The sequence below is a fragment of the Bradyrhizobium sp. McL0616 genome, from assembly GCF_049993385.1.
GTDB lineage: Bacteria > Pseudomonadota > Alphaproteobacteria > Rhizobiales > Xanthobacteraceae > Bradyrhizobium.
This window is the reverse complement of the sequence record NZ_CP188255.1, coordinates 2,758,811-2,784,004: the sequence shown is the minus strand read 5'-3', so window position 1 is coordinate 2,784,004 and position 25,194 is coordinate 2,758,811. Positions and strand designations below refer to the sequence as shown.

Below are 25,194 nucleotides of genomic sequence, written 5' to 3'. Positions count from 1 at the left end.
CCGCGCTCTATCGCAGGTGCCCACTCTCAAAATGGCTGCGCTCCGCGGCTGTTAGCGGGGGCCTGGCCGCATTTGCGGGCGTCACAGCAGCGACGACGGCGACGCTGGGGCGCTGCGGTACCAGCACCAGCACGTCGACGCCGTCGGCGGTGATAAGCATCGCGTAGTCATGGCCGCCGAGGAGCCGGGCGACCACGCGCGGCAGCGGTCCATCGAAGACGCCCGTCGTCTGCGTCTCGAGCGGATCTATGGTGCGATAACGCAGATTGAACCGTTCTTGCAGCGCCGCCAGCACGTCGTGGAGCGAGGCGTCGCGGACTTCGAGATGCACAGCATCCGGCCGACCTCCGACCTTCACCTCCGCCGACGCCGTTCGACCAAAGGCCAGAAGGACGACAGACGCGGTCACGAGGAGCAGGGGCGGCCGCCGCATCGTCATGCCAGCTCCGCTTCCGGAATCTCGCGCGCCAGGCGTTCGCGCAGCGGCCTCAGCCGATCGGCATGGTGACGCCATTTGCCGACCGAGGACGCGTAGATCGGGCGGCGCACCTGAACGGCGCTGGCGGTTGCAGATGGCGCCGAGCTTTCGTGAAAGCGCATCACCCCATCTTCCCAGGGAAGCCCGAGAAAGCGGATGATGTCCCGGCTTGCCGCAGCCTGATCCCGCACGATGTCCTCGTAGTTGATCTCCATGAGCACGTCTGGCGGTAGCACCGCGCGCCAGTGTCGCGACAGACGGCGGTACGCCAGATAATAGTCCGCGAGCTCGGTCTGGTGATATGAGAACGAGAACTTGCCGCGGAAGTGCGCCTTGTAGATGGCCCAGCACGAATCGATCGGATGGCGCTGCACGAGGATGATCTTCGCGGACGGCAACGCGGCGCGAATGAGGCCGCAATAGAGGTAATTTTCCAACGTCTTGTCGATGAAACGAACATTGTCCGGCACGCGGAGCGCCGCCGCCGAATCCAGATAGCGCATGCCGATGTCTTCGAGGTCGCGACCGCCCGGACGCTCTGCCATGGCGCGGCGCATTTCGGCTGCAAACGCGTTGGTCTCGCCGACCGAATGCATCGCGGAATGGCTGGCGATGATCCGCTCCACCAGCGTGGTGCCGGTGCGCGGCAGGCCGGTGACGAAGATGGGCGCGGCCTCAGCGCGACCACGTGGCGCGGATTCGATCCAGCTTCGCGTGTGTGCGTGGATGATCGCATCTACCTCGCCAATCTGGGCGGCGGGATCGCGGGAAAGCGATCGGTGCTGCAGGTTACAGCCTGCCTCGACGTGATCAAAAGCGCGGCCCCAGAGCTCGATATCCTCGCATTCCTTGCCGAGCGCAAAGCGCAGCATGATTTCGCCCGGCGCCGATAGCTGCCCCTCGCGCAGGAGCGCTTCCATCTCATCGAGATGGTTGCGATCGGAGCTCTGAATTCGAAGGTCTGAGCGGAGGTAGTGGGCGAGCCCGTAGTGACGGTCGCACGCAATCGCCGCGTCGCAATGTGTTTCGGCATCGCTGAGCGCGCCGATCATCCGCTCGGCGGCCGCCAGGTTGAAGAGATATTGCGGCATATCCGGCCGGGCCGCGACCGCGCGACGAAAGAGTTCCCTCGCCCGCTGCTGCAACCCGAGCAGGCCGAACATCGCGCCCACCGCGTCAAGGGCGGCCGGCGCCTCGCCAAGATGTTGGGCCGCAGCCTCCGTCGCCGCGCAGGCCTGACGAGTCTCACCGGCCACGAACAGTCGTTTCGCGCGCAATACGAGGGCAATCGGGTTGGTCGGCGCGAGCGCCACGGCGCGATCGGCGCTTACGGTCGCGGCATCCTGGCGGCCCCGCAGCAACGCGGTTTCGGTCAGGAGGGCCCAAGCGCGCCAATCGGAAGGATTTTGGCCGAGAATCCGCGCGCAGATCTGCTCGGTGGCAGCCAGATCACCTGCGGCAAACGCACTACCCGCCGCGTCGATCGAAGCGGCGCTCCCCGGGAGCGTAACATTCACGCGGATCACTCCAACGCTAGGGCAATTGATATGAGAATTGCCCCGGCGGCTGGTGAGAGCCGCCGGGTCATGCGAGTGAAGGCGATCAGTTCCGATCAGTCTTCGTCGTGATCGTCGTCGTGACGGTCGGCGAAACTGAAATTGCCGAAGAGATCGCCGATCGCCGGCCGGTTGACGGGAACGTAGGGGTTCTCGTCAGAGGTCACCGGATTGGGCAACGCATCACGTGTCTTTGGCCCAAGCGGTTTGAGATGCCAATTGCGCTCGATGAACTTGGTGATCGAGACGTGATCGCCGTATTCATGCGACATGTGTCCGCCGCGCGAATATTTCGACACGACCAGCAGCGGAATCCGCGTACCGTCGCCGAAGAAGTCGACCGGCTGGATATAGCCGGAGTCATAGTAGCCGCCGCCCTCGTCCATGGTGATAACGATGGCCGTGGACTTCCACAATTCCTTGTTGGACTTCACCTGATCGACGATCTTCTTTGCGAAAGCCTCGAAGAGGTCGACCCGGGATGACGACGGATGACCATCGTTGAACGTGCTCGGCTTGACGAAGGATACGGCGGGAAGATTGCCGTTGGCGATGGCATCGTAGAGGTCGAGCGTATCCTTCATATGCGCGTTGCGCTGCGCCGCATTGGTCATGACCGAGGCGGAGAACAGGAACGGATTGCAGATGTTGCAATAGAGATAGGCGACCGGGTCCAGCGCGCCGAAATTGGTGCCTTCTCCGGGCGCGGTCTTGAAGTCGTTCCAACGCTCGCCGAAATAGGCCCAGGAGACATCGGCCTGGGTCAGCGCGTCGCCGATATGCCGCTGCTTGATGACGGGCGGCAGGGTAAACGGGCCGTTGTTGATCGGATCGGTGGCGCCGCTGCCGATATAGGCCGGAACGTAGTTGTTCAGGAGATAGTAGGCGTGCGGCGTGCAGCGCGGCGGCACGTGGATGGCGTTGAGGTAGGTGACGACAGGACCAACGCCCGGCTGGCTCGGTTCGGAGCAGTTCGAATAGCTGCCGCCGCCATAGCCGTCGTTGAGATACCAGTTGTTGGTGCCAGGCGCCGGGTTCGGATTCTCGATCTCGTTGACATATTGCGGCGGATTTGAACCGGGGACGAGCACGGGGTCGGGCGTCGCGGGATCGCCCTTGTCGTCGGCATAATAGAGCGCATCGGCGTAGCCGATCATCATGTGATTGGCGAAAGTGCCGCCCATCACACTCTGGTGGAAATTGTCGTTGAGCGTGTACTTGCGCGCAAGCTCGGTCAGATAGGGCGCGTCACCCTTGGCGACGTTGTAGAAGCCGAGCGCGATCGCACCCTCCTTGAGCGCGTGCGGGATCGGGTTGCCGTTGCTCCCCGAGGAGACGCTCGATTCCACAAAGGTGAAGAGATCGGCCTGGCAGCCGCTCGGATTGTGGTGTGTGGCCTTGGCGACGTCGCAGTCAAGCTCCTGCCACATCTGGTAGAACCGGTGCACCGGGCTGCCGCCATAGGTCTTGTAGAGGGTGGTCGGTGTTTCGCCGCCCTGCGCCAGGGTCACCAGCGGATAGGGACCGTTCGGCAGATTGTCGAAATCCAGGATGCGCGAGTCCGGCGAGTTGCCGGGCAGTCCCGTCGCGCCGGTCGTCAGCAGCGGCAGATCCTGCGGGCGGAGGCCGTAATCCCCCTGCGCCGCGAGTTGCAGCGTGGCGAGGCACCCCGGACCATTGAGCGCGGCCTGATCGACCGAGGTGTAGCAGGATTGCGGCGCGTAGGAGGTTCCCGGCGCCTGCACCTTGTTGGTCGTGTTGTTGTAGGGGGCCTTCTGGCCCGGGCTGATGGAGTAGGTGTTGTTGACCACGGCGGAGAACTGCGCCGACCTGGCGTAGTTCGGGCCGGGCAAGCCGTCCTTGGTGATGATGCCCTTGGAGAGGAGATTGTCGACGCGTTCGCCCGGGCGGTGCGGTTCGTAGGTCGCGAAGACGTGGTCGAAGGTACGGTTCTCGCCGAGGATCACGATCACATGCTTGATCGGCGATTCGGTTCGATCGCCGTTTCTGTTGCTGCCGCCGAGAGAGTTGGCGTCCATCGCGTGGACGTCATATCCCATCAGCGACAGAATCGCGGCCGTGACCACGGTGCGATCGCGTAGACGTCGTGTCATTTTCGAAAGCATTGCGCGCCCCTCCTTATCGTTGCTTGAATGCAGCCAATTGTTTCAGTGCATGTCAGGCTAAGGGGCGTACTTGTCAGACGTGCTGCGCAGGCATGTCACTTACGTTACGCAATTGTGACGGCGTGCAGAGACCAATTGCCGCAACCTGCACAGCGGCCGCGGCACTTGTGGATTGCGGATCAATTGCTTGTGGGCGTGTCGCCGCCAGGTTTAGGCGCCTTCGTACCGCCTGGCATGCGCGATCACCCCGAACAGCCCCCGGAAGACTGATCAGCGGGTTAGTCATTCCAGTGGAGCAGCGGCGTCCCGAACGCCCTGCTCCAGACAGAAAGGAAGCGCGGAAACCAGGAGTGAGCCACGGCGCCCTTGTAGGCCCAGGTGCGATACTTCAGCCCCTGTTCCGACAACAGTTCCTGATATCCGCCGTGGACCTCGGTCGCAGTGCGAATGTCCTTCAATATGCCCTGGGCATAGGCGCGATAGGTATCGCCCCCCGAGAATTCATCGTAGTCCAGCATGCGATCGGCAAATTCGACATTGAACGTCGGCCAGGAGGAACGTCCCTGGTAGGCGGGCGCCGCAATCTTGTGAATCATCTTGTTGCGCGGATTATCCGCGGACACCAGGAAGTGGGATGTGCCGGGGATGCGAAAGCGCGGTTCGGCGATGATCAGATCCGTCGTGGCCGCGAACAGCGCGCGTTCGCTCGCCACACTCAGATCCCAGAAGCCGCGATGCACGCTGACGAAATCCAGGGCAACTGAGGACACCGGCGACCCTGCCGGGCCATCCAGGGAATGCCTGACATAGCCGTCCTTGCCGAACAGGCGAAGAAGCTCCTGCTTGTACTGCGCGAGTTCGCGTCCGAGCAGCGACTTCAGCTCGTTGGCGTCGACGACCCCGAGCTGAACGCACCATGCAAACGTCGTATAGATACAGGCATTGGTGACAAAACGCCTGCGTTCGGCGCGGGTATCGGTTGCCGCGGACCGAGGAGCGGTGGCATCACACAGCAGATACGTGGTGCCGTGATGATCGAACGGTTCGAGCTCGCTCGCGAGCTGCAGGATCGCACGCTTCAGGTCGGCGCCGTATTCGGCGAGCAGCAGACGGCCGGCATGCGCGCATTGCGACATCGCCAGATAGGACGACGCCCTCGCCTCGGCGGAGATCATCTGCTGGAGGCCAGCCAGAACGCCGAGCAGCGTATCCGAGGGCCGCGAGAAATAGTTCACGCCAAGATAACGGCCGCGTCCCGCCGGAACGATGGTCGTGGTGACGACGTCGGCACGAACGGCCTCCAGCAGCAGGCGGACGCTCTTTTCGAGCAGCCGGGCCCGCCGAACCGCGTCCTGAGAGTCCATGATGGTCTCGGGATCGAGAACGTCGGGATAGAACCAGGCGAAGTCGCGCGGATAATAAGCGGATGCGTGCGGCGCCCCCGTGACGAGAAAGGACTCGGTCACCGAAAACGCACTATCCATCGAGTGCCGATAAAGGTCCTCGATAGCCGACAACGAATGATGCGATTGTCTCAGGAACCGATCACCGAGAAAATTGACCGCCTGAAGGGCGTTGGCGAAGGTCGCGGCCACGCCCTGGTAAAACCGGTTTTCACGACGTGACGGAAAGGAAATATCGCTGTTCATCTGGGTAAGTCGGCCAATATCTCGTGGTGCTGGTGATGGCGGGCACCATTTTACACATGTCTGATTCGTGTCTCTACCCGGTGACTTGCGGGCCCCTGGCAGCCTCTCGCGGCCGGAAATTCTCGATCACCCGGAGCAGCACCCGCGCGCCGGCATCGGCATCCGCCAGCTCGACGTGCTCGTCCGGATGATGGCTGACGCCACCACGGCAGCGGACGAAGATCATGCCGACATCGGCGATGTCGATCATAGCCATGCCGTCATGCCCTGCCCCGCTCGGCAGATCGAACACGGAAAAGTCCTCCGCGGCGATCGCCTGTGCGATCTGGTCCTTCAGCCAGGGCGCACAGGGCGCGGTGCGGTTCTCGTGGGTGACGTCGAGCTGAAGTCCCAGCTGCCGGCGCTTTGCGATCGCCTCGATCTGGCGGACGACATCAGCCACCGCGCGCTTGCGATGCATGTCGGTCGGCGCGCGCATGTCGATGGTGAACGACACTTCGCCCGCAATGACGTTGGTCGCGCCGGGCCTCGCCTGAATGTAGCCGACGGTGCCGACCAACCCGCTCTCGTCGGTCTGGCAAAATTGCTCGATCGCGCCGATACATTCGGCCGCACCGGAGAGAGCGTCACGGCGCAGCGCCATTGGCACCGTGCCGGCATGGCCGGCCATGCCGGTCAGCCGCGCGGCGAGCCGGGTCGCGCCTGCAATCGCGGTGACGACGCCGACGGGCAGGTTCCGCGCTTCCAGCACCGGGCCCTGCTCGATGTGCAATTCGAGGTAAGCCAGCAACTCGCGCCGCGCCCGCGCGGCCGCGCCGATATGGTCAGGGTCGAGCCCGAATTGCACGAGCGCATCGCGCATCGACACGCCGTCGCGGTCGCGCGTGTTCAAAACGCTCTCGTCAAACGTGCCCGCCACCGCGCGGCTGCCGAGCAGCGTGGAGGCGAAACGCACACCTTCCTCGTCGGCAAAGCCAACGACTTCGATGGCAAACGGCAGGCGCTTGCCGCGGCGGTTGAGATCGGCGACGCAGGCGATAGCCGTGATCACGCCCAGCGGCCCGTCCCACTTGCCGGCGTCGCGCACGGTGTCGTAGTGCGAGCCGAGCATCAGGCAAGCCGCCCCGGGCCGTTCGCCCTCGTAACGGCCGCAGACATTGCCGATCGCGTCGAGATGCGCGCTCATGCCGGCCTCGCGCATCCAGCCGAGAATGAGGTCCGAAGCCACACGCAGCTCCTTGCTGAGATAGATGCGGGTGAGCCTGTCGGGCTCTTCCGAGATCGCGCCGAGCTCGTTGATACGGCGAACGATCTCCTTGCCGAGGGATGCATCTTGAACGGCGGTCGCAGCACCCATCTCGGTCGAGCTTTCCATCCTGGAGACCGCGCGCGGCGATCGTAACGACATCGATACAAGTTCGGTGCCAGCAAAATCGCCCGGCCGGCGCCCGCCCCAAATCAGCGACTGGTTAGCATGAATGCGGCACGCGGCGGACGGGCCGGCCAGCGCAAATGCACACGCGGGCGGGTCAAAGCTGCTTAACTCAATTGCATACAACACAAAGATACCGCCTAAAATTTAATCTGCCGATTTCCTCAGCAAGATTCGAGTTCGACAAACATATTATATAATTCATATACTTACAAAGATATGCACGTTTCATAGCCTCTGGCACGAAGCTTGCGACATCTTGTTCCGGGCTCCGCCAGATCGGCGCAGCCGCGAGATTGGGGCGGTTCATCCGCCAAAGGGAGCAACCAATGGATTTTGGCAGGATTTCACGACGGCATGTGTTGCAGGGCGGCGCAGCCCTCACCCTCGGAGCGGCAGCCGGCCTCCGCCCGGCCTTCGCAGCCGACACCACCATCGGCTTCATCTATGTCGGCTCGCGCGACGACTACGGATATAATCAGGCGCACGCGCAGGGCGCCGCGGCACTGAAGAAGATTCCCGGCCTCAAGGTCGTCGAGGAAGAGAAGGTGCCCGAGACCGACGCGGTCGAGAAGACCATCGAGTCGATGATCAATCTCGACGGCGCCAGCCTGCTCTTCCCGACCTCGTTCGGTTACTACAATCCGCACATGATCAAGATGGCCAACAAGTTCCCGAAGCTGCGCTTCGAGCACTGCGGCGGCCTCTGGAGCGACAAGGATCCGAAGAACGCCGGCAGCTATTTCGGCTATATCGACGAAGCCCAGTACATCTCCGGCATCATCGCCGGCTACACCTCCAAGACCGGCAAGGTCGGCTTCGTCGCTGCGAAACCGATCCCGCAGGTGCTGCGCAACATCAACGCTTTCGCGCTTGGCGCCAAGCTCGCCAATCCGAAGGCCACCACGCAGGTGATCTTCACCGGTGACTGGTCGATGCCGGTCAAGGAGGCCGAAGCCACCAACAGCCTGATCGACCAGGGCGTCGATGTGCTGACCTGCCACGTCGACGGTCCGAAGACCATGGTCGAGAACGCCGCGCGCCGCGGCGCCATGGTGTGCGGCTATCACGTCAACCAGTCGCCGCTCGCGCCGAAGGCTTATCTCACCGGCGCCGAATGGAATTGGGAAGCGCTCTACCCGAAGTTCGTCAAGATGATCGCCGCCGGCGAGACCATCCCGAATTTCTATCGCGGCGGCCTCAAGGAAGAGATCGTCAAGACCTCGCCATACGGCGAAGCGGTCTCTGCCGAAGCGCGCAAACATGCCGACGACGTCAAGGCAAAATTCCTGTCCGCCGACGGCTACGCCATCTTCAAGGGAGGACTGCTCGACAACAAGGGCAAGACGGTGATCCCAGCCGGCACCGACCGCGGCCAGAAGGATCCCGAGCTCGAGAAGATGGACTATCTCGTCGAGGGCGTGATCGGAGCGACTTCGTGACAACGGAAGCGGCGGATCCCACTGAAGCGGTCGGGGCGATTGCCCCGGCCGCCGATCCCGGCTTCCTCCAGCGCTACGGCGCGACAATTGAATACATCCTGATCCCGGGCGCGGCGCTGGCCGGCGCGCTCGTGGTCTTCGGCATCTTCGTCGCGATGTTCGGCAAGAACCCGCTCGATCTCTATTTCTACATGTATTACGGCGCCTTCGGCACCTGGTTCTCCTGGCAGAACACGCTGACGCGCGCAGCACCTTTGATCCTCACCGCGCTCTGCACGGCGCTGCCGGCGCAGCTCGGCATGGTCATCATCGGCGGCGAAGGCGCGCTTCTGATCGGCGCGCTCTCAGCGACAAGCGCGGCGATCGTGCTTCAGGGCATGCCGTCGCTCATCGTCCAGATCGCCATGGTCTGCGCGGGCGTCATCGGCGGCGGCCTGTGGATCATGCTGGCAGGCGCGCTGCGGCAGTATCGCGGCGTCAACGAGACGATCTCGAGCCTTCTGCTGGTCTACATCGCGCTTGCGATCCTCAACCATCTCGTCGAAGGCGCGATGCGTGATCCCGCGAGCCTCAACAAGCCGTCGACCCGCGAGATCGGCGCGGCCAATATGATCGGCTCCATTCCCGGCACCGACGTGCATTGGGGCCTCGTCTTCGGACTGATCGCCGCGATCGCCGCCTACATCCTGATTTATCACACCGTGTTCGGCTTTGCGGCGCGGGTTGCCGGCGGCAACATCCGCGCCGCCAAAATCGTCGGCCTCGGCGTCAGCAAGCTCATTCTCACCATCTGCTTCCTCGCGGGCGGCGCCGCGGGCCTTGCCGGCATGGTCGAGGTCGCAGCCGTGCAGGGGCGCACCAACGCCAACCTCGCGGCAGGCTACGGATTCACCGGCATTCTCGTCGCCTTCCTCGCGCGGCAAAATCCGCTGGCCATCATCCCTGTCGCGATCCTGCTCGGCGGCATCAGCGCCAGCGGCGGCCTGTTGCAACGCCGTCTTGGATTGCCCGATGCATCCGTGCTGGTGCTCCAGGGCATCATCTTCGTCTTCGTGCTGGCTAGCGATGCGCTCTACGGCCGCATCGGATTCCTGAAGGGAAAATCCTGATGGCAGACGGATCGATCGGACTCTGGACCGTCCCGCTCGCCGTGCTCGGCGGCGCCATTCGCGTCTCTACGCCGTTCCTGTTCGTGAGCCTGGGCGAATGCATCACTGAGCGCTCCGGACGCATCAATCTCGGTCTCGAAGGCACGCTGGTGATGGGCGCGATGAGCGCCTATGGCATCTCCTATCTCACCGGCTCGCCCTGGTTGGGCGTGCTTGCGGCCGGCATCACCGGCGCACTTCTCGGCGCGCTGCATGCCGGCATCTGCTCGCTGCCGCGGGTCAACGACGTCGCGGTCGGCATCGCGTTGATGCTGTTCGGCACCGGCCTTGCGTTCTACCTCGGCAAACCGCTGATCGAGCCGACCGCACCGCGGCTGCCCGCAATCGATTTCGGCTGGTGGAGCGACATCCCGCAGCTCCGCGCCGCACTGCGCGTCAATGTCCTCTTCCTGATCGGCGTCGCGCTCGCGCCGATCCTCTATTGGGCGTTCCGCACCACGCGCTGGGGCCTCCTGATCCGCACTGCCGGCGAGAGTTCGGATGCGGCTCGCGCGATGGGTCACTCCGTGCTGCTGATCCGGCTGCGCGCCACCATGGTCGGTGGCTTCCTCGCCGGCATCGGCGGCTCGTTCCTGTCTCTTTTCTATCCCGGAAGCTGGAACGAGGGCTTGTCCTCGGGCCAGGGCATCACAGCCGTAGCGCTCGTGATCTTCGCGCGCTGGGATCCCCTGCTCTGCCTGTGGGCCTCGCTCGCCTTTGGCGGCGCAGCGGCCTTGGGACCGGCGCTGCAATCGGTTGGCGTCACCTCCGGCTATCACCTCTTCAACGCCGCGCCCTACATTCTGACCCTGGCCATCATGATCATCACCTGCTCGCCAAAACGCACGCTGACCGGAGCCCCGGCCGAATTGTCGATCACCCGCTAGAGAGCGAAATCATGCCCGAGCGCTACCTCAACTCCGAGCCCTACGCCTGGCCCTACAACGGTGATCTCCGTCCCGAGAACACGGCGCTCATCATCATCGACATGCAGACCGACTTCTGCGGCATCGGCGGCTATGTCGACAAGATGGGCTATGACCTCTCGCTGACGCGGGCGCCGATCGAGCCGATCAAGAAGCTGCTCGCAGCGATGCGCAGCCAAGGCTTCCATATCATCCATACCCGCGAAGGCCATCGCCCCGATCTCTCCGACCTGCCCGCCAACAAACGCTGGCGCTCGCGCCAGATCGGCGCCGGCATCGGCGATCCCGGCCCCTGCGGCCGCATCCTGGTGCGCGGCGAGCCCGGCTGGGACATCATCGAGGAGCTCGCACCGCTGCCGGGCGAGCCGGTCATCGACAAGCCCGGCAAGGGTTCATTCTGCGCCACCGACCTGGAGCTGATCCTGCGCGTGCGCGGCATCGAGAACATCGTTCTCACCGGCATCACCACCGACGTCTGCGTCCACACCACCATGCGCGAGGCCAACGACCGCGGCTTCGAATGTGTGCTGCTGCACGACTGCTGCGGCGCGACCGACAAGAGCAACCACGAGCACGCGCTCAAGATGATCAAGATGCAGGGCGGGGTGTTCGGCGCGGTCTCGACGTCGGACGCCTTCATCGGAGCGATTTCGTGATCATCGGCGAATCGCCTCCCCCGTCGGGCGCCTTCGGCGTCAACGCCATCGCCATGACCATGCGCTTCGGCGACTTCCTGGCGCTGGACAATGTCGAGCTCAAGGTGCGGCCCGGCTCGTTCCACGCGCTGCTCGGCGAGAACGGCGCCGGCAAGTCGACCCTCGTCAAATGCATCATGGGCTATTACCACGCAACCGAAGGCGACATCATCATCGGCGATCGCGAGCAGGCGATCGCCAACCCGAAGGATGCCCACGCGCTCGGCCTCGGCATGGTCTACCAGCACTTTACGCTGGTACCGGCCATGACGGTTGCGGAGAACCTCGTGCTGGCGCGCGACGACGTGCCGGTCGTGGTGAACTGGTCGAAGGAGATGAAGGAGCTCGAGGCGTTCCTGGCACAGATGCCCTTCAAGGTCCCGCTCTCCGCAAGAGTCTCCGACATCTCGGCCGGCGAGCGCCAGAAATGCGAGATCCTGAAGCAGCTCTATCTCAAGCGCCGCTTCCTGATTCTGGACGAGCCGACCTCGGTGCTGACGCCGGCGGAAGCGGACGAGGTGCTCGGCATGCTCCGCGACATGGTCGTGAAGGGCGAGCTGACGATCCTGATGATCACGCACAAATTCCGCGAGGTCATGGCCTTCGCTGACGAGGTCACCATTCTGCGCCGCGGCAAGCTTGCCGGCGCCGGCAAGGTCGCTGAACTGACGCCGGATGCGATGGCGCGCACCATGATCGGCGCCGAGGAGCTGACCGTGCAGCCGCCACGTACCGGCGAAGCCGGTCAGGCACGGTTGGAACTGGCCAAGGTCCGCGCGCTCGACGATGCCGGCGCCATCGCCGTGCATGACGTCTCGCTCATCGTGCGCGCTGGCGAGATCGTCGGCATTGCCGGTGTCTCCGGTAATGGCCAGCGTCAGCTCGTCGAGGTGCTGGCTGGCCAACGCGAATCCGAAAGCGGCGAAATTCGCGTTGCGGGCGATCCCTATCACGCCAGCCGCGAAGACATGCGCCGCCACAAGATGTCGCTGCTGCCGGAGGAGCCGCTGAAGAACGCCTGCGTGGGCGGCATGAGCGTCGCCGACAACATCGCCTTCCGCGAGTTTGACCGTGCACCGTTCGCCAGCGGCGGCTGGTGGCTCAACCGCGGCGCCTTTCGCGACGACGCGAAGAAGAAAATTGGGCAGTACAAGATCAAGACCCGCACCCCGGATACGCCGATCTCGGCACTGTCGGGCGGCAACGTCCAGCGCGCCGTGCTCGCCCGCGAGCTCGGCGGCGATGTCGAGGTGCTGATCGCCGCCAATCCCTGCTTTGGTCTCGACTTCGCCGCTGTGGCGCAGATTCATGCCGAGATCATGGCCGCGCGCAACCGCGGCGCGGCGGTCCTGCTCGTCAGCGAGGACCTCGACGAATTGCTTGAACTGTCCGATCGGCTGGTGGTGATGTTCCACGGCGAATTCGTGTATGAAGAACGGACCAGCGAAGCCGACCTCACGGAGGTCGGTAGGCACATGGCGGGGCACTGACCAGGGAGTAGCGATGAGCGGCGCAGCCGAACGCGACGAGCGGTTTTTACGCCTGTCCTTCACGGTCGCCCGCCGCTCCCTCACCCATGGCAACCATCCCTTCGGCTGCATCGTCGTAGATGCGGACGGCAAGGTGCTGATCGAGACCGAAAACGGCTACATGCCGGATCATGATGGCACAGCGCATGCCGAGCGCCTGGCGGCCACGCAGGCCTGCCGCACGCTGAGCCGCGAGGTACTGGTGAAGGCCACGCTCTATTCCTCCGCCGAGCCGTGCGCGATGTGCGCGGGCGCGATCTACTGGGCCGGCATCGGCCGCGTGGTCTACGGCCTTAGCGAACACCGCCTGCGCGGCGTCACCGGCAACCATCCGGAGAACCCGACGCTCGACCTGCCCTGCCGCGACATCTTTGCCAGCGGTCAGCGGCCGACGGAGGTCGTGGGGCCGTTGCTCGAAGACGAAGCCGAAGCGCTGCACGACGGCGTGTGGACGAAGTAGCGAGCTCCAAGACCTCAACTTCGCAGGTTAGGCAAAGTAAGTGTGCCCACCAATCCCAACCGCTCGGAAAGAGGATGGGCACGGCGTGCTGCGCCTTTGCCCCACCCTACGCTCCCACAAACGCCAATGGCGCCGCGCGGACATGCGCGGCGCCATCGTTGTAGCTTGGAGATCTTCAGCCGATCAGAACTTCACAGTGATACCGGAGTAGAGCGAGGACTCGGTGCAGGAGCCGTTGCTCACCGTCCGACCACTAACCACGGTGGTGCAGGCAAAAGCATTGTTGTGATCGAGGCCGAACTTGTTTTGCCAGTAGCGGTAGGCAACCCAGACGTCGACCATGTGAGAATACTTGTCACCCCAGACTGCCTTTGACGCGTCAAGCGTCAGACGAATCGGCTCCGAATTGAACTCGACCTTGGTGGGATAGACGCCGTTGGCCACACTGGCCGGAAGCGGTTCGGTGTCGGTACCCTTCTTGCCGTACCACGCCGCGCGGCCGCTGATCGACCAGTACTGCATGTTCGGCGGCATGAAGCCAAGATCCATATAGTAGTTGGTTTCGATCGCCCAGGTCGGCTTGAAGGACGTATTGCCATCAATCAGACATGGGGCGGAAAACCCGGCGCCGCACTGCGAGAACGAGTTGTGGTTGGCGAACTCGTAATACATCAACGGCGCAACGTTGAAGTAGCCCTTATAGGGCAGGTTGAAGGCGAACTGCAGACCGGCGACGACGTCGCGCTTGGCGGCGCCGAAATATCGGTTCTCCGTGTTGGCATCCATGCCAACCTCGAACGAGATGTTCTGCAGCGGCCCTTGTGTGAAAGCCTTGGTGTTGAAGAGCTCGTTCCAGCCCAAGGTCGAGCGGAACAGGCCGTAGATTTCGGTCGCGCCGGCGCAGCTCGCGGGCGAAGCCGCGAAGCCGGCGGCGGGCGATACGATCACGCCGGGAGCGGTACAAGGACCCGCCGGGTCGTTGTGGTCCGACTTGAACATCGAGATCGTGAAGAAGTTGGTGCCGTACGCCCAGAGGTCGAAGTGGGTGAACGAGTAGACCTGCTTCGTCGTCTTGGCATTCACCACGCCGTTGGTGTTGGTAAACATGCCGGGTTGGGCAGCATTGAAGATGTAGGAGAACGACACGCGGTCGTCGATCACCAGGAAGAACGGGAGGTCAGGAGCCTTCTTGGCGGCCTTGACCGGCAGATCCGCAGCTTGAGCCAAGCCACCGGTGGCGAGCGTAGCAAGTGACAGCGCCGCGGCTGCAATTGCTTTGAAACGAAACGACATCCTGAATACCCCCAAGTTTGGACACGTAAAAATGAACGTCCCTTGGTGCGACACTTGCGCTGAACTCCCAGAGTGAGAAGCCTCAACTTCTTTCAAGGCATGCCGCTTGTTTTGGCAGCCAACCGCACTTCACCTCGGAATCTTGAGAGTTTTTGCGCCTCGCCCTCGCTGGCAAGCGGCAACTCAAGACCGCTCTTCGCCAGGCATTCCCGTTTGAATTTGCTTAGCTTTTGCGTCGAGCTTTGTGCGTGCGCGCGATGTTCGGCGACGACTGTCATCGCGCTCCGGAATTGCATACGCGCACTGGCGCGTCTTTGCTCAACTTCACGTCAAGCCTGCATAGCGGGTTCCGATTTGGCTTGAACCGTCACAAATTTGCAACAACCGTTACTGGCAGGACGCGGCCGCGACGGCTATCCGCAGGCGGTTGGAGGCGATCGTCGCCCGACGAAAGCAGCGACTCGCGACATCGACGCGCCTGCCGAAGCGTTGAGCAAGGGATGACGCTTTTTCACACCTTACGCGGCGGTTCAAACTAGCCCACTATTGAGGCACTTCACCCCACGCAAGCGTATCAGCGAATGTTAGATCCGACGCCTAACGGCCTGCATTCCGGCGACTCCCCGTTGCTTCAGACGATCGGGCTCACCAAACGCTATGGAGATTTCCTCGCCAACGATTGCATCGACATCGACATCTGGCCGAAGCAAATCCACGCCCTGCTCGGCGAAAACGGTGCCGGTAAGTCGACGCTGGTCAAGGCGATCTACGGGCTGATCCAGCCCAGCGCCGGCGAGATCCGCTGGCAGGGCGAGCGAATTGTGCTGTCCGGCCCGTCCGAAGCGCGCAGCCGCGGCATCGGCATGGTGTTCCAGCATTTTTCGCTGTTCGACAATCTCACCGTTGCCGAGAACGTCGCGCTTGGCCTCGACGGAAAAGAGTCCTTCAAGGACATGTCGGCACGGCTGGAGCAGGTGTCGAAGACCTATGGCCTGCCGCTCGATCCCAAACGGGAGGTCTGGCAACTGTCTGTCGGCGAGCGGCAGCGCATCGAAATCGTCCGCGCCTTGATGCAGGATCCAAAATTCCTGATCCTGGACGAACCCACTGCTGTCCTGACGCCACAGGAGGCCGACCAGCTCTTCATCGTGCTGGAACGGCTCAAGGCCGAAGGCCGCGCCATCCTCTACATCAGTCACAAGCTGGAAGAGGTGAAACGGCTTTGCGATACCGCCACGATCCTGCGCGGCGGCAAGAAGATCCAGACCTGCAATCCGAGGCTCGAGACCGCCGCCTCGCTCGCGCGCATGATGGTCGGCGGCGAGATCAAGGAAGTGAAAGCTGCCGCCGGCCGGCAGACCACCATAGCGCGGTTGGTCGTCAACGATCTCACCCTCGCGCCGGACGAGGCACATGGCGTGCGGCTCGAGCACATCTCTTTCGAACTCAAGGGCGGCGAGATCCTCGGCATCGCCGGTGTCGCCGGTAACGGCCAGGACGAACTGTTCGCCGCGCTGTCCGGCGAGCGGCTGTCGAAAGACCCCGGCACGGTGGTGATCGAAGGCATCGCCGCCGGCCACCTCTCGATCACCAAGCGGCGCAAGCTCGGCGCGGCCTTCGTGCCCGAAGAGCGGCTCGGCCATGGCACGGCACCGCGCATGAAGCTGTCGGAGAATGCGCTGCTCACGGGACACGCCGCCAGCGGCATGGTCCATCGCGGCTTCATCGACACCGCGGCCACGCTCAAGACCGTCGACCGCGCCACCGAAACCTTCGACGTCCGCAAGGCCAAGCGCGATCCGGAAGCGGCAAGCCTCTCCGGCGGCAATTTGCAAAAGTTCATCGTCGGCCGCGAGATCCTGCGCAACCCGGCGGTACTGGTGGTGAGCCAGCCGACCTGGGGCGTCGACGCCGGTGCCGCCGCCGTCATTCGCCAGGCGCTGCTCGATCTGGCCACGTCAGGCGCTGCCGTGCTCGTGACCAGCCAGGACCTCGACGAGCTTGCCGAAATCGCCGACCGCATCGCCGTGATGTTCCACGGCCATCTGTCGGAACCGCTCGCGACGCGCGACGCAACACGTGAAAAACTCGGCCTGTTGATGGGCGGCAGCAGCCTCGAGCCGAAGGAGGCCGCGCATGCAGTTGGTGCTTGAGAAGCGCGCCGAGCGCTCCAATACGATCGCGCTGGTCTCGCCACTGATCGCGATCGGCTTGACGATCGTCACCATGACCATCCTGTTCGCGATCCTCGGCAAGAATCCGCTTCTCGCGCTGCAAGCCTATTTCATCGCGCCTTTGACCGACAGCTATTCGCTCCAGGAGATCGCGGTGAAGGCGACGCCGCTGGTGATGATCGCGATCGGGCTGTCGCTCTGCTATCTCGCTAATGCCTGGAACATCGGCGCCGAAGGACAATTCCTGATCGGCGCGGTTGCCGGAAGCTGGATTGCGGTGAAGACGCAAGGCACTGACGCCGGTGCCTGGGTGCTGCCGGCGATGTTCGTGCTCGCCGCGGCGGGGGGCGCGCTCTACGCGCTGATCCCGGCAATCTGCAAGGTGAAGTTCGGCGCCAGCGAAATCCTGACCAGCCTGATGCTGGTCTATGTCGCCGACCTCCTCCTCGATTACCTCGTGCGCGGGCCCTGGCGCGATCCAAACGGCTTCAACTTCCCGACCACGGCCGAATTCGATCCGGTCGCAACCGTGCCGCTGCTGATCGAAGGCGGTCGGCTGCATCTCGGCTCCATCATCGCGCTGCTGGTCGTCGCGGCGGCCGCGATCCTGCTCGGGCGAACCATCAAGGGCTTTGAAATCCGCGTTGTCGGCGCCGCTCCGCGCGCGGCGCGGTTCGGTGGTTTCAATTCCAACCAGTTGATCCTCCTGACCTTCGCGATCTCAGGCGCGCTGGCGGGCCTTGCCGGCATCATCGAGGTCGCGGGCCCTGTCGGCCATCTCCAGCCCGGCATCTCGCCGGGCTACGGCTTTACCGCGATCATCGTCGCCTTCCTCGGCCGGTTGAACCCGATTGGAATATTAATTGCAGGCCTTTTTCTCGCATTGACCTTTATCGGCGGCGAGCAGGCGCAGATCGCAATGAAGATCCCGTTGGACGTCACCAAGGTCTTCCAGGGCATTCTGCTGTTCTACGTGCTCGCCTGCGATTCCCTCATTCTCTACCGCTTCAAGCTGGTCTTCCCGAACCGTCAGGTGGCCCGTGGAGCTGGTTGAAGCCATCATCCTGGCGGTGCTCGCCGCTTCGACACCGCTGCTGATCGCCGCGACCGGCGAGCTCGTGACCGAACGCTCCGGCGTCCTCAACCTCGGCGTTGAGGGCATGATGATCGTCGGAGCCGCCTGCGGTTTTGGCGGCGCGTGGCTGACCGGCTCGATCTTCATCGGCGCACTCTTTGGCATTGTCGCGGGAACCCTGATGTCGCTGATCTTCGCGTTGATGGCGCTCGGGCTCGCCGTCAACCAGGTTGCGACGGGTCTCGCGCTGACCATTCTCGGCGTCGGCCTGTCGGGCCTGATCGGGGCCGGTTTCGTCGGCGAGCGCATCACGCCGGCGGCGCATCTCTATATTCCGGGCCTCACCGACATTCCGCTGATCGGCCGCGTGCTGTTCGGCGAAGACGCCTTCGTCTATTTCTCGCTGGCGCTGATCATCGGCGTCTGGTGGTTCCTGTATCGCACGCGGCCCGGCCTGATCCTGCGCGCCTGCGGCGACAATCACGTCTCCGCGCATGCGCTCGGCTATCCCGTGCTGAAGATCAGGATGCTCGCCGTGATGTTCGGCGGCGCCTGCGCCGGGCTGGCCGGCGCCTACCTACCACTCGCCTATACGCCGTTCTTCATTCCCGGCATGACCGCGGGCCGCGGCTGGATCGCGCTGGCGCTGGTCGTGTTCGCGTCGTGGCGGCCGGGCCGGCTCGTGATCGGCGCTTATCTCTTCGGTGCGGTGACAATTCTGCAATTGCACGCCCAAGGCTGGGGCGTCGGCATTCCCTCGCAATTCATGTCGGCGCTGCCTTACCTCGCGACCGTCATCGTCCTGGTCCTGCTCTCCCGTGCGCGCACCGGCGGCTCGACTGCGCCGGCCGCGCTCGGCACCGTGTTCGTGCCTGATCGCTGAGTTTCATTTCCGCGGCGTGCGCGATGGGGCGCGCATGTTGCGGATCGTAGCTTCCCCGACTGTTTGGAGATTGATGATGAGGAAATCACTTCTTGCGCTGGCTGCCGGCCTTCTGCTCGCCGGGAGCGTCAGTGCAGCCTCTGCCGCCGACAAGCTGAAGGTCGGCTTCATTTACCTTGGCCCGGTCGGCGATCTCGGCTGGACCTATCAGCACGAGCTCGCGCGCCAGGCGCTGGTGAAGGAGCTCGGCGACAAGATCGAGACCACCTTTCTCGAAAACGTGCCCGAAGGTCCCGACGCCGAGCGCTCCATCGAGCAGCTCGTCCGCGCCGGCAACAAGCTGATCTTCACGACGTCATTCGGCTACATGGATCCGACGCTGAAGGTCGCGAAGAAATATCCGAACGTGCATTTCGAGCACGCCACCGGCTACAAGCGCGACAAGAACATGTCGACCTATTCGGCCAAATGGTACCAGGGCCGCTACATCCAGGGCCTGATCGCGGCCAAGATGTCGAAGTCCGGCGTGCTCGGCTATATCGGCTCGTTCCCGATTCCAGAGGTCGTCTCCGGCATCAACGCGACAGTCCTCGCGGCGCAGACCATCAACCCGAACATCAAGGTCAAGATCATCTGGGCCAACACCTGGTTCGATCCGGGCAAGGAAGCCGATGCTGCCAAGGCGCTGATCGACCAGGGCGCCGACGTCATCATGCAGCACACGGACTCGCCGGCGGCGATGCAGATCGCCAGCGAACGCGGCAAGTTCGCCTTCGGCCAGGACTCCGAGATGATCAAGTTCGGGCCCAAGACCCAGCTGACCTCGATCCTCGACACCTGGGCGCCCTACTACATCGCCCGGGTCAAGGCCGAGCTCGACGGCACCTGGAAGTCCGAGGACAGCTGGGGCGGTCTCGACAGCCACATGTTCGCCATGGCGCCGTACACCAACATGCCTGACGATGTGAAGAAAATCGCCGAGGATGCCCAGGCGGCAATCACCGCCGGCAAGCTGCATCCGTTCAAGTGCCCGGTCGTTGGGCAGGACGGCAAGGAAATCGAGTGCAAGGGCGGAGCCAATCTTGCTGACGGCCAGATCCTCGGCATGAATTTCTACGTCAAGGGCATCGACGACAAGCTGCCGGGCAAGTAGCACGCTTCTTGCATTGACTAAATCACCTGCTCCTCCCGGAGGAGGTTCGGAGGGGGTGGCCAGAAGCACCCGGCACTTGTGGTCGCCCCCTCCTTCTATTCTACCTATTCTTCTTGGCCTATCCCGCCTGCATCGCCCGCGCCGCGGAACTGTGCCGGCGGATGAGTTCCGGAACGTCCAGTCCCGGGATCGCACCGTCGATCACGGCCCATTTGCCCGCCACCATCACCCGATCGGCCCGATGCGCACCGCACAGCACCAATGCGGCCAGCGGATCGCCGTGGCCCGAGAAGCGCAGCTCATCGAGCTTGAACAGCGCGAGGTCGGCGGCCTTGCCGACGGCGATCTCGCCGAGTTCCGGACGGCCGACGCAGGCCGCCGAGCCCTTGGTAGCCCAGCGCAGCGCATCCCTGTGGCTGACCTTCGTCACGCCGTAGCGCGCCCGTTGCAGCAGGAAGGCAGCCCGCACTTCCTGCATCAGGTTCGACCCGTCGTTCGAGGCCGAGCCGTCCACGCCGATCCCGATCCCGACGCCGGCCTCCTCCATCTCACACACGGGGCAGCAGCCGGAGGCCAGGAGCTGGTTGCTGCAGGCGCAATGGCTGATGGTGGTCCTGGCCTTGCCGAGCCGTTTCATCTCCTCGGTGCTGAAGAAAATGCCGTGCGCGAGCCAGGTTCGCGCGTTGAGCCAACCGCATCGTTCGAGATAGTCGAGCGGACGGCAGCCATACATCTGCTCGCAGAACTTGTTCTCATCCTCGGTCTCGGCGAGATGGGTGTGCAAGCGCACATCGAGCTTGTCGGCGAGATCGGCCGTGGCACGCATCAGCGACGTCGTCACCGAGAACGGTGAGCACGGTGCGAGCGCAATCTGCACCATCGCATCCGCGCCGCGCTGGTGATGTTTTGCGACCACGCGCGCGCTGTCGGCGAGGATTGTGTCCTCGTCCTGCACAACGCTATCAGGCGGCAGGCCGCCGTCACGCTGCGACAGGTTCATCGAGCCGCGCGTCAGCAGCACACGCACGCCGAGCCGTTTTGCGACCCCAACCTCGATATCGATGGACTCCTCGAGCCCGGCCGGGAACACGTAGTGATGGTCCGTCGTCGTGGTGCAGCCCGACAGCAGCAACTCGGACATCGCCACGGTGACGCCGAGCTCGAGCGATTCCGGCGTCATTCTCGCCCACACCGGATAAAGCGCCTGGAGCCAGGGAAACAGCTCGCGGTCCATCGCCGCCGGCAGGGCCCGTGTCAGCGTCTGGTAGAAATGATGATGGGTGTTGATAAGCCCGGGCAGCACGACATGTTCGCCCGCATCAAACACCGCGACGTCGGAGGTCGCGGGCGTACCGCCGGGCGGCACGAGCTCGATGATCCGGCCGTCTTTCACCACGATCCCGCGCTCGGCGCCGTCGGCGAGGATGGCCAGGGGATCCCTGATCCAGATCGGCTTTGCATCGCTCATGAACCTGCTCCTCCTCGCCTCACGTTAACGAATGGCCTGCAAGGCAAAGGCCAGCCCCAGAGCGTCATTGCTGCGACTTGTTGTTGCCACTTGGCGCTGGTCTTGCAAGACTTTCCCAGAGAATAATGCGTTCGGTGGAAGCGTTGGCGCAGCCATGGACTTGAATACCATCACAGCAGTCGCCCATCCGCAAACGCGCTGCGACCTGCCCGTTTGGACGTCAGGTGATGCTTGGCTCGCAGGCGGCACTTGGCTGTTCTCCGAACCGCAAGCGCACCTGACACGGCTCATCGATCTTACCGATCTGAAATGGCCGGCGCTGACAATTACGGAAAACCATCTCACCGTTGCCGCGACCTGCACGATTTCGCAACTCGACGCGCTCGCCTGCCCGACCGACTGGCTCGCGGCGCCGCTGATCAGCCAGTGCTGTCGCGCCTTCCTCGCCTCGTTCAAGATCTGGAAGACGGCGACGGTCGGCGGCAATCTCTGCATGTCCCTGCCGGCCGGACCGATGATCTCGCTCACGTCAGCGCTCGACGGGGTCTGCACCATCTGGAAGGCAACCGGCGGCGAGCAGAAGATTCCCGTCATCGACTTCGTCACCGGCAACCAGCGCAACCGTCTGACGCCGGGCGACCTGCTGCGGCAGATCGATATCCCGATTGCCGCGCTGAAGCGCCGCTCGGCGTTTCGCCAGATTTCGCTCGCGCCGGTCGGCCGCTCCGCGGCGCTTCTGACCGGCAGCCTCGATGCCGATAGCACGCTGACGTTGACGGTGACCGCATCGACGGTGCGACCAATCCAGCTATCGTTTCCCAAGCCACCGGATGCGACCGCGCTCCGTGCAGCAATCGAGCAGCAGATCACCGAAGAGCTGTACCACACCGACATCCACGGCAAGCCGCTCTGGCGCAGGCACATGACGCTGCGGCTGGCCGAGGAGATCCGCGGCGAACTGCTGGACACGGCGTGGCCATGAGTCTTGAGATCAATGGCAAGACATTTCCGCAGGATCCGCGCGCGGGCCAGTGCCTGCGCACCTTCCTGCGCGAGCTCGGCCATTTCGGCGTAAAGAAAGGCTGCGATGCCGGCGATTGCGGCGCCTGCACCGTGCTGCTCGACGGCGAGCCGGTACACAGCTGCCTGATCCCAGCCTTCCGCGCCGAAGGCCGGGCTGTCACCACGATCGAAGGGCTTGGCGGAGACAGCGGCGCGCATCCGATGCAGCAGGCTTTCCTCGATGCGCAGGGATTCCAGTGCGGCTTCTGCACCGCCGGCATGATCCTCACCTGCGCCTCGCTCAACCAGGCACAACGCACCGATCTTGGCGGAGCGCTGAAGGGCAATATCTGCCGTTGCACCGGCTACCGTGCGATCGAGGATGCGATCCTCGGCAAGACCAATGTCGAGGAGAGCATCGAGGCTGGCGCAGCGTTCGGCCGCAGTTTGCCTGCGCCCGCAGGCCCCGACATCGTGCGCGGCAAGGCGCGCTACACCTTCGACACCGAAATCGAAGGCCTGCTGCATATCAAGCTGCTGCGCTCGCCGCACGCCCACGCAAGGATCATCGCGATCGACAAGTCGGCGGCCCTGAGCGTTCCCGGCGTGCACGCCGTGCTGACGCATGAGGACGCGCCGACGATGCTGTTCTCGACCGCGCGGCACGAGAAAGACTGGATGGACCCCGAGGACACCCGCATCCTCGACGACGTCGTCCGCTTCATCGGCCAGAAGATCGCCGCTGTCGTTGCGGAGAGCGAAGGCGCTGCCGAGGAAGCTTGCCGGCGGCTGAAGGTCGAATACGAGATCCTGCCCGCGCTGGTCGATCCTGAGCAGGCCATGGCACCGGGCGCACCGATCATTCATCCCGATCGGACCACCGAGAACCGCGTTGCCGACGCACAGCGTAATCTCGTCGCAGAGACTCACGGCGAGTTCGGCGATGTCGCAGCAGCGCTCGACGTATCCGCTGTCACTTACGAAGCCACCTTCCACAGCCAACGTGTGCAGCATGCAGCTCTCGAGACCCATGGCGGCCTCGCCTGGCTCGATGATGCCGGCGTGCTCAACGTCCGCTGCTCGACGCAAGTGCCGTTCCTGACCCGGCGCGCGCTCTCGGACATCTTTGAGCTTCCCATGGACAAGGTCCGCGTGTTCTGCGAGCGCGTCGGCGGCGGCTTCGGCGGCAAGCAGGAGATGTTCGTCGAGGACATCCTGGCGCTCGCCGCGCTGAAGACCAGACGGCCGGTCAAGCTCGAGCTCACCCGCGAGGAGCAGTTCATCGCGACCTCGACAAGGCATCCGATGCGGGTCCGCATCAGAGCCGGCGCCGATGCGGACGGCAAGCTCACCGCACTCCAGCTCGACGTGCTCTCCAACACCGGAGCTTATGGCAATCACGCCGGCCCCGTGATGTTCCACGCGCTGTCAGAGTCCATCGCCGTCTACAACTGCCCGAACAAGAGGGTCGACGGCTACGCCGTCTACACCAACACGGTGCCATCAGGCGCGTTTCGCGGCTATGGCCTGCCGCAGACGCTGATCGCGGTGGAAGCCGCGATCGACGAGCTCGCCCGGCAGCTCGGGATCAGCCCCTACGACATGCGCCGCCGCAACATCGTCAAGCCCGGCGATCCCATGCTGTCGCCGCCGCCATCCGACTATCACGACGTACTCTATGGCTCTTACGGGCTCGACCAGTGCCTCGACCTCGTCGAGCGCGCGATGCAAGCGGATGGCCCGCAGCGCGATCTGTCGCCGGAATGGCTGATCGGCGACGGCATCGCGCTGACCATGATCGACACGGTGCCGCCGGCCGGCCACTTCGCGGATGCGATGATCGCGCTCAACGATGGTGGCGGCTTCGATCTCACCGTCGGCACGGCCGAGTTTGGCAACGGCACCAGCACCGTACACCGGCAGATCGCGGCGACGACGCTTGCGACCACCGTGGACAAGATCCGCCTGCGTCAGTCCGATACCGCTCATGGTGGCCACGACACCGGCGCCTATGGCAGCGCAGGCACTTTTGTGGCCGGCAAGGCGACGCATGCGGCGGCCATGCAGCTTGCGACCGAACTGAAGGCGGCCGCCGCAGATGCCTGGCTTTGCGACGTCGGAGCTTGCACGCTTGAGGACGAAGCCGTCGTCAGCGGCGTGCGGCGCATGTCATTTGCGGAGTTGGCGAAGCTTGCGCGTGAACGCGGCCAGCCGCTCGCAGCCAATGGCAATTCCGGCGGCACGCCGCGCTCTGTCGGCTTCAACGTCCAGGGATTTCGCGTCGCGGTGAACAAGGGCACCGGCGAGATCAAGATTCTCAAAAGCGTGCAGGCTGCAGACGCGGGCGTCGTCGCCAATCCCATGCAGTGCCGCGGCCAGGTCGAGGGCGGCGTGGCGCAGGCGCTTGGTGCCGCGCTCTATGAGGAGATGGTGATCGATGCGACCGGCCGCGTCACCAATCCAAAGTTCCGCGACTATCATTTGCCGTCCTTTGCCGATGTGCCCCGCACCGAAGTGTTCTTCGCCGAGACATCCGACACGATCGGGCCGCTCGGCGCAAAGTCGATGAGCGAGAGCCCGTACAATCCGGTCACCGCCGCGCTCGCCAACGCGATTGCGGACGCCACCGGCATCCGCTTCACCGCACCGCCCTATAAGCCGGACCGGCTGTTTCCGGCCTTGCACGAGAAATTTGGTTGAGCACA

The 25,194-nt window shown here is 63.8% G+C and carries 20 protein-coding genes; 12 read left to right on the top strand and 8 right to left on the bottom strand.

Translation table 11 applies throughout. The features are described 5' to 3' along the window. Positions 1-7 precede the first annotated feature (7 nt). The 5 genes from ACPPVR_RS13150 to ACPPVR_RS13130 all read right to left on the bottom strand — a co-directional run bounded on the left by ACPPVR_RS13150 (position 8) and on the right by ACPPVR_RS13130 (position 7,166). Positions 8-439 carry a hypothetical protein gene (locus ACPPVR_RS13150; RefSeq protein ID WP_426614635.1) on the bottom strand — a complete coding sequence of 144 codons (432 nt, stop codon included), beginning with the start codon at positions 437-439 and terminating at the stop codon, positions 8-10. Continuing rightward, positions 436-2,004 (bottom strand): sulfotransferase, encoded by a 1,569-nt coding sequence (locus ACPPVR_RS13145; protein WP_426614634.1) that lies wholly within the window; start codon positions 2,002-2,004, stop codon positions 436-438. The genes ACPPVR_RS13150 and ACPPVR_RS13145 overlap by 4 nt, the downstream gene beginning before the upstream one ends. 86 nt (positions 2,005-2,090) lie before the next feature. Beyond that, the gene (locus tag ACPPVR_RS13140; protein WP_426614633.1) at positions 2,091-4,160 is read right to left on the bottom strand and encodes an alkaline phosphatase family protein; all 2,070 of its coding nucleotides are present in this window, start codon (positions 4,158-4,160) and stop codon (positions 2,091-2,093) included. Between the two features lie 278 nt (positions 4,161-4,438). Next, entirely contained in the window at positions 4,439-5,809 is a 1,371-nt protein-coding gene (locus tag ACPPVR_RS13135; RefSeq protein WP_426614632.1) for a hypothetical protein, read from the bottom strand. Between the two features lie 73 nt (positions 5,810-5,882). Beyond that, entirely contained in the window at positions 5,883-7,166 is a 1,284-nt protein-coding gene (locus ACPPVR_RS13130; protein WP_426616094.1) for an allantoate amidohydrolase, read from the bottom strand. 404 nt (positions 7,167-7,570) lie between these two features. Between ACPPVR_RS13130 and ACPPVR_RS13125 the strand changes: the two genes are divergently transcribed. From ACPPVR_RS13125 to ACPPVR_RS13100, 6 genes are read left to right on the top strand one after another with little or no spacing between them, the layout of a single operon-like run. Beyond that, on the top strand, positions 7,571-8,683 hold the full coding sequence (locus ACPPVR_RS13125; protein WP_426614631.1) for a BMP family ABC transporter substrate-binding protein: 1,113 nt from the start codon (positions 7,571-7,573) through the stop codon (positions 8,681-8,683). After that, positions 8,680-9,792 carry an ABC transporter permease gene (locus ACPPVR_RS13120; RefSeq protein ID WP_426614630.1) on the top strand — a complete coding sequence of 371 codons (1,113 nt, stop codon included), beginning with the start codon at positions 8,680-8,682 and terminating at the stop codon, positions 9,790-9,792. The genes ACPPVR_RS13125 and ACPPVR_RS13120 overlap by 4 nt, the downstream gene beginning before the upstream one ends. Beyond that, a complete protein-coding gene (locus tag ACPPVR_RS13115) occupies positions 9,792-10,718 on the top strand; it encodes an ABC transporter permease (protein WP_188096507.1) in 927 nt (308 codons plus the stop codon). The genes ACPPVR_RS13120 and ACPPVR_RS13115 overlap by 1 nt, the downstream gene beginning before the upstream one ends. Before the next feature lie 11 nt (positions 10,719-10,729). After that, a complete protein-coding gene (locus ACPPVR_RS13110; protein ID WP_426614629.1) occupies positions 10,730-11,413 on the top strand; it encodes a cysteine hydrolase family protein in 684 nt (227 codons plus the stop codon). Further along, a complete protein-coding gene (locus ACPPVR_RS13105; RefSeq protein WP_426614628.1) occupies positions 11,410-12,942 on the top strand; it encodes an ABC transporter ATP-binding protein in 1,533 nt (510 codons plus the stop codon). The genes ACPPVR_RS13110 and ACPPVR_RS13105 overlap by 4 nt, the downstream gene beginning before the upstream one ends. A 13-nt stretch (positions 12,943-12,955) precedes the next feature. Continuing rightward, complete coding sequence (locus ACPPVR_RS13100) at positions 12,956-13,441, top strand: nucleoside deaminase (RefSeq protein WP_426614627.1); 486 nt, start codon at positions 12,956-12,958, stop codon at positions 13,439-13,441. 183 nt (positions 13,442-13,624) lie between these two features. On the opposite strand, the gene ACPPVR_RS13095 is transcribed toward ACPPVR_RS13100, so the two are convergent. Both ACPPVR_RS13095 and ACPPVR_RS13090 read right to left on the bottom strand, forming a co-directional pair. Next, positions 13,625-14,734, bottom strand: a complete 1,110-nt coding sequence (locus ACPPVR_RS13095; RefSeq protein ID WP_426614626.1) for a hypothetical protein — start codon at positions 14,732-14,734, stop codon at positions 13,625-13,627. A 92-nt stretch (positions 14,735-14,826) separates the two neighbouring features. Beyond that, on the bottom strand, positions 14,827-15,012 hold the full coding sequence (locus ACPPVR_RS13090) for a hypothetical protein (protein ID WP_426614624.1): 186 nt from the start codon (positions 15,010-15,012) through the stop codon (positions 14,827-14,829). Positions 15,013-15,315: 303 nt separating this feature from the next. Between ACPPVR_RS13090 and ACPPVR_RS13085 the strand changes: the two genes are divergently transcribed. The 4 genes from ACPPVR_RS13085 to ACPPVR_RS13070 all read left to right on the top strand — a co-directional run bounded on the left by ACPPVR_RS13085 (position 15,316) and on the right by ACPPVR_RS13070 (position 20,019). Further along, positions 15,316-16,887 (top strand): ABC transporter ATP-binding protein, encoded by a 1,572-nt coding sequence (locus ACPPVR_RS13085; RefSeq protein ID WP_426614623.1) that lies wholly within the window; start codon positions 15,316-15,318, stop codon positions 16,885-16,887. Beyond that, the gene (locus ACPPVR_RS13080; protein ID WP_426614622.1) at positions 16,871-17,962 is read left to right on the top strand and encodes an ABC transporter permease; all 1,092 of its coding nucleotides are present in this window, start codon (positions 16,871-16,873) and stop codon (positions 17,960-17,962) included. Before ACPPVR_RS13085 ends, ACPPVR_RS13080 begins: the two co-directional genes overlap by 17 nt. Further along, positions 17,949-18,866, top strand: coding sequence for an ABC transporter permease (locus tag ACPPVR_RS13075; RefSeq protein WP_426614621.1), 918 nt, complete (start codon positions 17,949-17,951; stop codon positions 18,864-18,866). Before ACPPVR_RS13080 ends, ACPPVR_RS13075 begins: the two co-directional genes overlap by 14 nt. Before the next feature lie 76 nt (positions 18,867-18,942). Beyond that, positions 18,943-20,019 (top strand): BMP family ABC transporter substrate-binding protein, encoded by a 1,077-nt coding sequence (locus ACPPVR_RS13070; RefSeq protein WP_426614620.1) that lies wholly within the window; start codon positions 18,943-18,945, stop codon positions 20,017-20,019. A gap of 118 nt (positions 20,020-20,137) precedes the next feature. On the opposite strand, the gene ACPPVR_RS13065 is transcribed toward ACPPVR_RS13070, so the two are convergent. Next, entirely contained in the window at positions 20,138-21,487 is a 1,350-nt protein-coding gene (locus ACPPVR_RS13065; RefSeq protein ID WP_426614619.1) for an 8-oxoguanine deaminase, read from the bottom strand. 154 nt (positions 21,488-21,641) lie between these two features. On the opposite strand from ACPPVR_RS13065, the gene ACPPVR_RS13060 reads away from it, so the two are divergent. Together ACPPVR_RS13060 and ACPPVR_RS13055 are read left to right on the top strand one after the other, a co-directional pair. After that, entirely contained in the window at positions 21,642-22,469 is an 828-nt protein-coding gene (locus tag ACPPVR_RS13060; protein ID WP_426614618.1) for an FAD binding domain-containing protein, read from the top strand. Further along, positions 22,466-25,189 carry a molybdopterin-dependent oxidoreductase gene (locus tag ACPPVR_RS13055; RefSeq protein WP_426616093.1) on the top strand — a complete coding sequence of 908 codons (2,724 nt, stop codon included), beginning with the start codon at positions 22,466-22,468 and terminating at the stop codon, positions 25,187-25,189. The genes ACPPVR_RS13060 and ACPPVR_RS13055 overlap by 4 nt, the downstream gene beginning before the upstream one ends. The last annotated feature ends 5 nt before the right edge of the window (positions 25,190-25,194 follow it).